This window comes from Anthropogastromicrobium sp., assembly GCF_037349415.1.
GTDB classification, from domain to species: domain Bacteria; phylum Bacillota; class Clostridia; order Lachnospirales; family Lachnospiraceae; genus Anthropogastromicrobium; species Anthropogastromicrobium aceti.
The window spans coordinates 21,668-30,673 of the sequence record NZ_JAXWCK010000041.1 but is presented as its reverse complement, the minus strand read 5'-3'; the positions used below and the strand labels follow the sequence as shown (position 1 = coordinate 30,673).

Here is a 9,006-nt window from a genome sequence, read left to right as displayed (position 1 = left end):
GATTGCGAGAGTGCAAAGCACGTAGCAATCTGGTATCAAAGGGGTCAAAATACCTTTTGACCCCAACATCATTGATATAAATTAAGTGACAAATTTGTCACGAAAGAGTAAGAGAGATGTCACCTAGATGCGGTAAGATAATGGAAACACTAAAAAGAAGGGAGAAGTTGTGGAGAAAGAAACAATGAATGAAAAAAAACAAAAGCAAAGAGGCTTGAAACAGGGATTTGAGCTGATTTATAAATATCGCTTTGTGTTATCATTTTTGCTGTTAATCATGTTGGTTTCATTCAAAATTAGCGGATCGTCAATGGGATGTTGGAAGTTGTTTTTGGGAGATGGCGAAAGTGGTATTCGTTTGGGAGAACCGCGTGTCTGGCGAAGTGATGAGTGGGGAACATTGACGCCGCTTTGTTTTCGTCAGCAATATAATACGCTTGGTGCGTATAATCGCTACAGCCAAACACTTGGCAGTATATTGACAGATAACATGCTCGTGTATGGACAGCCATCGTGGGATATTCTGACATTATTTCGCCCATTTTATTGGGGATATCTTTTCTTTGGAAGCGAGAGAGGACTTTCATGGTTTTGGTGTTCACGTATGATCGTGCTGTTTTTGTCATGGTTTGAGCTAGGAATGCTGATTACTGATGGGCAGAAAAAATTATCTGTAATGTTGTCAGTCTGTGTAAGCTTTGCACCATTTTTACAATGGTGGTTTGCAATCAATGGACTTGTTGAGATGCTGATCTACGGTGCTTGTTTTGTGCTTGGAAGTAACTATTTGGTATCACATGCATTTAATCCAAGAAAAATCGCAGTGGCAGTTGGTATGGCAGTTTGCGCAGTAGGGTATGTTTTGACATTTTACCCGACATGGATGGTGCCAGTGGCATGGGGCTTTGTTCCATTATTTCTGTGGGTTGTCATTTGGAAATTTAACAGAAATGTGTTAAGACGAGTTGATGTGGTGCCATGGCTTCTTATTTTCGTGATTACAGCAGCAGGTCTTACAGTACTTGCTGTCACCTCATGGGATGTGATTAAAGCAGAATTAAATTCAGTTTATCCCGGAAATGCACCTTCGTCATCAGGCGGTACAGGCCTTTGGTGGATGATGAAATACCCGATTTCGCTTGTCAGCAGATTTAGTATGAATGAACTAATTGTAGAAAATTCATCCATCATTTGTTTTGCACCAGCAGGAGTTATACTCGCGCTGTGGGTAATCATTAAAGAAAAAAAGAAGGATCCTTTACTCATTCTTTTACTAGGAATGAATCTGTTTTTGGCATGGTACTATTGTGTTGGTATTCCTAAATGGCTTGCCAAAATACTGCTGCTTAGTTTTGTAAATTCAAATCGCGGACCGCAGGTGTTAGGCTTTCTTCGCTTGACTCTATTTGTCAGAGCTGTCGCATTAAAAGAAAAAGCACCTAAAAGATGGTTGGCAGTATTGGCAGCTGTCATTTCATCAGCTGTACCGATGAGATTAGCCTTGGGATTTACAAAGTATGAGCCAGGCGGACTTAGATATGAGTATTTTGATACAGCAGAGAAAATTGTAGTTGTCTGGGCAATTATAGCAGTTGTTTTTTATCTGCTGTATCGGGCAAGAAAAAGCAAGTATACAATGGCAGTTTTGGGAGTATGCACAGTAGTATTAGCATCATCAATTTGGATAAATCCAGTTGCAAAGGGGGTACCTGAAATTACGAAAAGTGAAACGATGCAGCAAATTCGTGATCTCGTAAAAGAGGATCCTAAGGCAATATGGCTTGTCGCAGATATGGCCTACCCAGCTACTAACATTCCTGCGATGGCAGGAGCAGATTGCCTGAATACAACGCAGACATATCCTCAGAAAACACGCTGGGAGATGTTAGATCAGGAGGGAGAATGTGAAGATATCTACAATAGGTATTGCCATATTAGAGCATCACTTGGAAGCAAGACGATGCTTGAGTTAGTCAGTACAGATTATGTAGAAGTAACACTTTCACCAGAGGATCTAAAGAAATTAAATATCAGATATATAGTCAGTACAAATGATTTTGATGAAAAAATAGCGGCTGGAACAACTAATATTTTTACAGACAGTGGCATTGAATTTCAAAAGTACTATGAAGGAATACAGTTATCAATATATGGATGTGTTTATTAAAACTTGCAGTGTACCAATTTGAAAGGAGGAGAGGACATGGATGATATTGCTGTATTGATCCCCTGCTATAATGAGGACAAAACAATTGAAAAGGTGGTATCAGATTTTAAGCGTGTGCTGCCTGACGCCATCATTTACGTGTATGACAATAATTCAACAGATGACACAGAGAAGCTTGCAAAAAAGGCAGGAGCTGTAGTGCGTCATGAGTATCAGCAGGGAAAGGGAAATGTAGTGCGCAGAATGTTTCAAGAAATTGACGCACATTGCTACATACTTGTAGATGGGGATGACACTTATCCGGCAGAATCTGCTGCAAAGATGGTAAAGCTTGTACAGGAACACAATGCGGATATGGTAGTTGGAGATAGATTGTCATCTACTTATTTTGAGGAAAATAAGCGCCCGTTCCACAATATAGGCAATCGTCTTGTTCGGGGAATGGTATCAAAACTTTTTCACGGAAGCATACGCGATATCATGACGGGGTATCGTGCATTTAGCTACCGTTTTGTAAAAACATTTCCGATTTTATCATGTCGGTTTGAGATAGAGACAGAAATGAGTATTCATGCGATTGACAAGCGTATGCAGGTGGAAAATGTAATTATACCATATCGTGATCGTCCAGAAGGAAGCGTGTCAAAGCTAAATACCTTCTTAGATGGCTGGAGTGTAATTAAGACGCTGATTCGTCTTTTTCGTATTTACAATCCATTTGCCTTCTTCGGCATAATAAGCATAATGTTGTTTCTAATTTCGATAGTAATGTTTGTGCCAGTATTAATCACTTATATTGAAACAGGTCTTGTGCCGCGCTATCCAACACTGATTGTTAGCGGATTTTTGTCAGTCGCAGCAATACAGCTGGCAGGCATTGGAATATCACTCCAAAATATGCTTCACAAAAATCGCCAGGACTTTGAATTAGAACTGTATCATGCAGAGATTCAGGAGCGAACAGAAAAAGATTGTAAATAAAGTGTTTTTGCGGGTCCCAAGCTCAAAGCCTTTAGTGCAAGCACGAACGGCTTTTGGAGCTTTTGACACTGGTATCATAAAAAATAAATCGTCTTCATATACTAGTAATAGGGCCAGTCGGTCATGTCAAAACCGACTGAAAGCGGCAAAGCCCAATATCAGTATATGGAGGCGATTATGTTAGAGCTGCAGAAAAAACAGATACATATGAGCAGGAGCAAAAACACAGTGAGTGCACAGGTCACATTTGATGAGGATTTTAATATTCCAGATGCGAAGCCAGATGTGGGAAGCGTATTGCTAAAGCAGGCAGATGCCGTGATGGAGGAACTTCGCCAGCTTTCAGAAAAGGTAATCATAAAAGGACGTCTCGACTTTGAAATTTTATATGCCGTAGAGGGTTCTGGTAGAATGAAAAATTTGTCTGGTGCACTTACATTTGAAGAAAATGTGAGCTATCCAGGACTTGAGCCGGGCGATTATGTGCGCTGCCGCACAAAGGTAGAAGATATCAGTATTCGTGTTGTCAACTCAAGAAAGCTTCATATCAGTGCCGTGCTTGGTGCGGAACTTTTTGCCGCATCGGCACAGCTTGAGGAGGCAGCAAGATCGCTTTCAGGACAAGAAGATATCGCTGTACTTGGAAAAGATATGGAAGTGGTGTCTTTGCAGCTGCAAAAAAAGGATACGTTTCGTATGGAGGATGATGTAGTAGTAGCTCCGGGAAAACCGCTTGCACAGTCACTTTTATGGAAATCACTTAGTCTTAGAAGTATGGAATATCAGGCTCAGGAAGACAAAATGCTCATTCAGGCAGAGGCAGCCTTATTTGTAATTTACGAGGCAGGACAGGAGCAGCTTCCTATGCAGTGGATGGAAAAGACGATCTCATTTACAGGAGAACTGCCGCTTGTTGGATGCCGTCATGAGATGATTCCATCGGTGGAGCCAGTTTTGATAAAAAAAGAGATTAGTATTCATCCAGACGAGGATGGAGAAAATCGAATATTCCATGTGGAAGCAGTAGTGGAGCTTGATATGAAGCTGTATCTTGAGGAAAAGGTACATTTGCTCTGTGACGCTTATTCGACAACAAAAGAAGTAGACACAAGCTACAAGACGGCTCATTTAGAAACACTTCAGATGAAAAATAAAGCAAAGTGCAGAATCACCGAAAAGATTCCGCTTCACAGCACTGACACCATGCTCCAAATTTGCCACAGTGAAGGAACAGTGTCAATTGATCGTACAGAGATTGTATCAGAGGGCATTCGTGTGGAGGGTGCTGTCTATGTGACTGTATTATATCTGGCGGCAAACGATGAACGACCAATGCAGGCTGCGGCAGGTGTGATTCCACTCAGCCATGTAATTGAAGCAGGCGGAATTACGCCGGGCAGCTGTTTTACTATAAGTCCAATGTTAGAACAAATTACAACAATGATTGCGCCGGGAGGTCAGGGAGAAGTGCGCGCAGTCATTAGCCTTGATACATTTGTGCTCTCAGAGCATGAAATTTCAGTGCTCGATCAGGTGAGCTTTACCGGAGAGACAATTGATCCAAATGATTTTCCAGGCATGATCGGATACATTGTACAGCCGGGTGATAATCTTTGGTCAATAGCAAAAAAATATAGAATGAGCATTGAGCGAATCCGCGAGGTTAATCAAGATAATACAAAAGCAGATTCATTAAATGCGATCGCTTCCAGTATGCAAAAAGAAGGAAAATCGCCAGAAGAGCTTGGCACAAAGCCAGGACAAAAACTTCTTCTGGTGCGATAAGAGAATTGTAATAGGGAATATTAGAATAATGATAGGATAGGAACATTTCTTGACGTATTGCATAACATAATATTGTAACGCAGCAGGGCGGATACCGCAGGTTGCGCACGAAACTGCCGGCTGCTTCTGATAGATCTTACCCGGTCCGAAAGGACCGGATACATAATCAGAAGCAGCCGGTTTTGTGTTCGTGGATGGTGCCTGCCATCTCCATCATTTTAAATTTATCTCCATCATTTTACCCCAAAATGATGGAGATTTCAACAGGTATGATGGAGATAGGCTCTCCATATTTCATTTTCAGTATCCATGGTGTTTTGTTTAAGATAAACTGTCAACTTCAAAAAGAAAACAGTTGGAGTTATCTACAACAGAAACAGGGCTGCGAAAAAACTTTCATTTTTTCGCAGCCCCTTAAAAAGTATTACTGAGCATCCTGAGCATTCTCAGCTAAAAACTCATTGATCTTATCAACCAGATCATCTGGATCAAGTCCGTGAACCTCAGCAGCCTCGCCTATGGACTCGCCCTGAGATGCCGGGCAGCCAAGGCAATGCATACCAGCGGCCATAAGAATCGGAATAACACCGGTGTTTACCTGAAGCAGTTCACCGATTGTAATATCTTTTGAAATCTGTGTCATATTAAAACCTCCATAAAAAATGCTTGGAATCAGACCAAAATGTCTACTCAACCTTCATTATAAAGGGTATCAAATAGAAAAGCAAGGGGATATTTTGCAGTTTTGCGAATGGATATGATGATGGGTTACTTTTCATGGGACTATTTTACTAAAGCCCTTCGGTGCAATGGTTTCGTCGACGGACCAAATTCCGCAGGCTCCTTTTATGTTCTTTCTTATTATACATTACTTTGAAAGACCTGCTTCAAGTGTCCGTCTCGTGAAATCCATTCACCTTCGGGCTTTGCCGTGAACTGTAACGATGATGTTACGAATTTTGTAAAATTTGTGATTGAGTTATAAAAAAATGTAACCAATGAAAATAAAATCGGACATAAATGGTGAAAGGAGGAGAAAAATGGATGAGATAGCAGTACTAATTCCATGCTTCAATGAAGAAATTACGGTTGGAAAGGTGGTGAGAGACTTTAAAAAGACATTGCCGCAAGCTACGGTATATGTATATGACAACAATTCTACTGACAAAACAGTGGAAAAAGCAAAAGAAGCTGGTGCAATTGTTCGACATGAGTACCAACAAGGAAAAGGGAACGTTGTGCGAAGAATGTTTCAGGAGGTAGAAGCACAGTGCTACATTCTGGTTGATGCAGACGATACCTATCCAGCGTCGGAGGCGGCAAAGATGACGGAACGAGTTTTAAAATATCATGCTGATATGGTAGTAGGAGATCGACTTAGTTCCACGTACTTTAAGGTAAACAAGCGGAGATTTCATAATTCAGGAAATCGCTTTATGCGCTTGGCAGTACAAAAATTGTTTGGTGGGAAGGTAAGAGATGTAATGACAGGGTATCGTGCATTGAGTTACCGTTTTGCAAAAACAATTCCAGTATTGAGCCAGAACTTTGAAATAGAAACTGAACTGACAGTTTATGCATTAGAAAATAATCTGCAGGTAGAAGAAATTGCTGTAGCGTATAAGGAGCGACCGAATGGTAGTCAGTCAAAATTAAGCACAATAAGAGATGGCATAAGCATAATAAAAAAGTTACTGCATATGTTTTGCTTTTATAAACCTGGAAAACTTTGGAAAATAGTAGTGCTTGTGGCAGGATTCATAGAAATTAAAAATGCTAGAGTAAAAAAATTCTCAAATATAAGAGAAAATTTACTACATATTTTAAGTGGAATGCAAGTTTTGACTGCGCTTGTTTTAATCGAGAATATACATTACAAAAATAAAATGGATTCTGAAGCTAGACTTCAAAATAAAAAAATATATTCTGAAATTATATAAAAACATGTATCATAGGAGGAGAAAAATTGATACTATGTGGTTAAAACGCAACGATGCAAAACGATTTATTTGCATGATAATTACAATTGTGATAAGCGTTTATCCCATGTCACTTTCGCCTGTTTGGAATGGAACAATTCCGGGTCATAGAGATCAATATGAGAGGATGGCACAATCTATTTTGAATGGTCATTTGTACCTTGAATATGAAGATGTTGATCCAAGATTATCTGAAATGGAAAATCCCTATGATCCACAGGCAAGGAAGGAACTAGGTATTTATTACCATTGGGATCATGCATTTTACAATGGAAAGTACTATATGTATTTTGGAATTGTTCCTGTATTTCTTTTGTTTCTTCCATATCAGCTTTTGACAGGAAATGCGCTTACTACATACAAAGCAACACAGATTTTTACTGTTGGGACAATCCTTGCTATTTTTGCATTATTTGATTTCTTACGAAAAAAATTTTTCCCTAAAATGCCATTTGACCTATATTTAATCTTATCAATGGTACTATCATTTGTAAGTGTATGGTATGCAATCGCGGCACCAGCATTATATTGCACAGCGATCATGTCAGCAGTGTGTATGGAAATAATAAGCTTGAACCTGATGGTTAGAGTGGTGTGGGATTCAGAGCAGAAAAATGGAAGAAAAATGGCAGAATTGTCAGGAAGTTTCCTGTGTGCGGCATTGGCATTTGGATGCCGACCGACTATTGCACTTTCCGGAATACTCCAGATTATGCTGTTTTATTTGTATCTGCATGAACTAAAATCAAAGAAAAAAAGTATTAAAGCCTGTTTAACAGCAGGGATTCCATGTTTGCTTACAGCTATATTGCTGATGTGGTACAACTATGCAAGATTTGGAAGTATATGGGAATTTGGTCAACACTATCAGCTAACGGTGGCAGATCAACGCTTATATAGTTTATTTGCAGGATTCAGATTAGACAAAATTATAAACGGACTCGTGTATCAATTTGCTTCATGGAGTCCAATACAAGGAAAATTTCCATATGTAAGCTATGAAGGGATTCTGTTTGCATTTCCTGTTTTTTGGTGCATTGCAGCTTTTTTGCAGGATTCGGTGAAAAAGGAAATAAAGGAAAATCATCTGACAGCAATAATAAATACACTTATTGCATTAATAATAGGAATTACAGTGTTCGATAGTGTTTATACACCCTATATGGTGACAAGATATCAGCTTGATGTAAATTTCTTATTGGGAATTGCCTGTTTTGTAGCGGTAGGATTTAGGTGTGAAACGGCAAAAAATAGGGGCTGGAATCGTTTTGTCTGGATAACTGCAGTCATGACATTATTAATTTTGCTCTTACTTATTCTTGTTCCATATGATGGAAATTTTACGGAACAGAATCCACAGATATTGACTCAAGTAGAAAAGATGATATTCTGGTGGAGATGAATTTGTGAATATTAGCTTTAATGCAGAACAATTTGGTATAATGGTCAATGGATGAAAAAAGCAAAAGAGAAAGAAGGTGGAAAGTATGGAGGACTTAAAAATCATACAGCTTTATTGGGAAAGAGAAGAGTCTGCCATTATACAGACAAAAGAAAAATATGGAAAAACAATGGAGCAGCTCGCCTATCGATTGCTGTTTGACTATCAGGATACAGAAGAGTGCTGCAGCGACACTTACTGGGACTTGTGGAATGCGCTCCCACCTAATCGCCCCATTCACCTCAAGGCATTTATCATGCGGATATGTCGCTGCAATGCAATGAACCGTTTGGAAAGAAGAGAAGCAAAAAAAAGAAAATGTGTTATGGTTGAGATGACAAAGGAACTCGAAGAAACTATACCAGATGAGACATTTCAGAAAACGTCAGAGGGGGAATTGACAGTGTATATTCAAGATTATCTGAGAAGCCTGCCTTCTGATAAAAGAATATTGTTTGTTCGAAGATATTGGTATGGAGATTCGATTAAGGAATTGGCGGTCATGTTTTGTATGACACAAAGCAGTGTCAAGGTTTCTCTGTTTCGCATGAGAGAACAGTTCAAAGAAATGCTGGTTTGTCAGGGTGTAATTGAATCTCATTGAAAAAAATGGAAAAGTGGATATGGGATTAGAAATAGTATGACAACAGGGA

7 protein-coding genes are annotated in these 9,006 nt (G+C 39.5%); 6 read left to right on the top strand and 1 reads right to left on the bottom strand.

Annotated features, from left to right (window positions below; genetic code table 11):
* Positions 1 to 169 precede the first annotated feature (169 nt).
* From WJP93_RS09825 to WJP93_RS09815, 3 genes are all read left to right on the top strand, one after another.
* Complete coding sequence (locus tag WJP93_RS09825; RefSeq protein WP_337548024.1) at positions 170 to 2,167, top strand: hypothetical protein; 1,998 nt, start codon at positions 170 to 172, stop codon at positions 2,165 to 2,167.
* Positions 2,168 to 2,203: 36 nt separating this feature from the next.
* Positions 2,204 to 3,148: a glycosyltransferase family 2 protein gene (locus WJP93_RS09820; protein ID WP_337548023.1), complete on the top strand. Its 945-nt coding sequence runs from the start codon at positions 2,204 to 2,206 to the stop codon at positions 3,146 to 3,148.
* Between the two features lie 123 nt (positions 3,149 to 3,271).
* On the top strand, positions 3,272 to 4,933 hold the full coding sequence (locus WJP93_RS09815) for an SPOCS domain-containing protein (RefSeq protein WP_337548021.1): 1,662 nt from the start codon (positions 3,272 to 3,274) through the stop codon (positions 4,931 to 4,933).
* Positions 4,934 to 5,357: 424 nt separating this feature from the next.
* Here the strand turns inward: WJP93_RS09815 and WJP93_RS09810 are convergent, their stop codons facing one another.
* The gene (locus WJP93_RS09810) at positions 5,358 to 5,576 is read right to left on the bottom strand and encodes a DUF1858 domain-containing protein (RefSeq protein ID WP_227100637.1); all 219 of its coding nucleotides are present in this window, start codon (positions 5,574 to 5,576) and stop codon (positions 5,358 to 5,360) included.
* A gap of 397 nt (positions 5,577 to 5,973) precedes the next feature.
* Between WJP93_RS09810 and WJP93_RS09805 the strand changes: the two genes are divergently transcribed.
* From WJP93_RS09805 to WJP93_RS09795, 3 genes are all read left to right on the top strand, one after another.
* A complete protein-coding gene (locus WJP93_RS09805) occupies positions 5,974 to 6,873 on the top strand; it encodes a glycosyltransferase family 2 protein (protein WP_227100638.1) in 900 nt (299 codons plus the stop codon).
* 34 nt (positions 6,874 to 6,907) lie between these two features.
* Positions 6,908 to 8,314, top strand: a complete 1,407-nt coding sequence (locus WJP93_RS09800) for a hypothetical protein (protein WP_337548019.1) — start codon at positions 6,908 to 6,910, stop codon at positions 8,312 to 8,314.
* A gap of 85 nt (positions 8,315 to 8,399) precedes the next feature.
* Entirely contained in the window at positions 8,400 to 8,957 is a 558-nt protein-coding gene (locus WJP93_RS09795; RefSeq protein ID WP_227100640.1) for a sigma-70 family RNA polymerase sigma factor, read from the top strand.
* Positions 8,958 to 9,006 lie beyond the last annotated feature (49 nt).

Excerpts from the sequence above, each read along its gene's own strand:
- WJP93_RS09795 (WP_227100640.1), top strand. The coding sequence starts at position 8,400 with ATGGAGGACTTAAAAATCATACAGCTTTATTGGGAAAGAGAAGAGTCT.
- WJP93_RS09800 (WP_337548019.1), top strand. The coding sequence starts at position 6,908 with ATGTGGTTAAAACGCAACGATGCAAAACGATTTATTTGCATGATAATT.
- WJP93_RS09815 (WP_337548021.1), top strand. The coding sequence starts at position 3,272 with ATGTCAAAACCGACTGAAAGCGGCAAAGCCCAATATCAGTATATGGAG.
- WJP93_RS09810 (WP_227100637.1), bottom strand. The coding sequence starts at position 5,576 with ATGACACAGATTTCAAAAGATATTACAATCGGTGAACTGCTTCAGGTA.
- WJP93_RS09820 (WP_337548023.1), top strand. The coding sequence starts at position 2,204 with ATGGATGATATTGCTGTATTGATCCCCTGCTATAATGAGGACAAAACA.
- WJP93_RS09805 (WP_227100638.1), top strand. The coding sequence starts at position 5,974 with ATGGATGAGATAGCAGTACTAATTCCATGCTTCAATGAAGAAATTACG.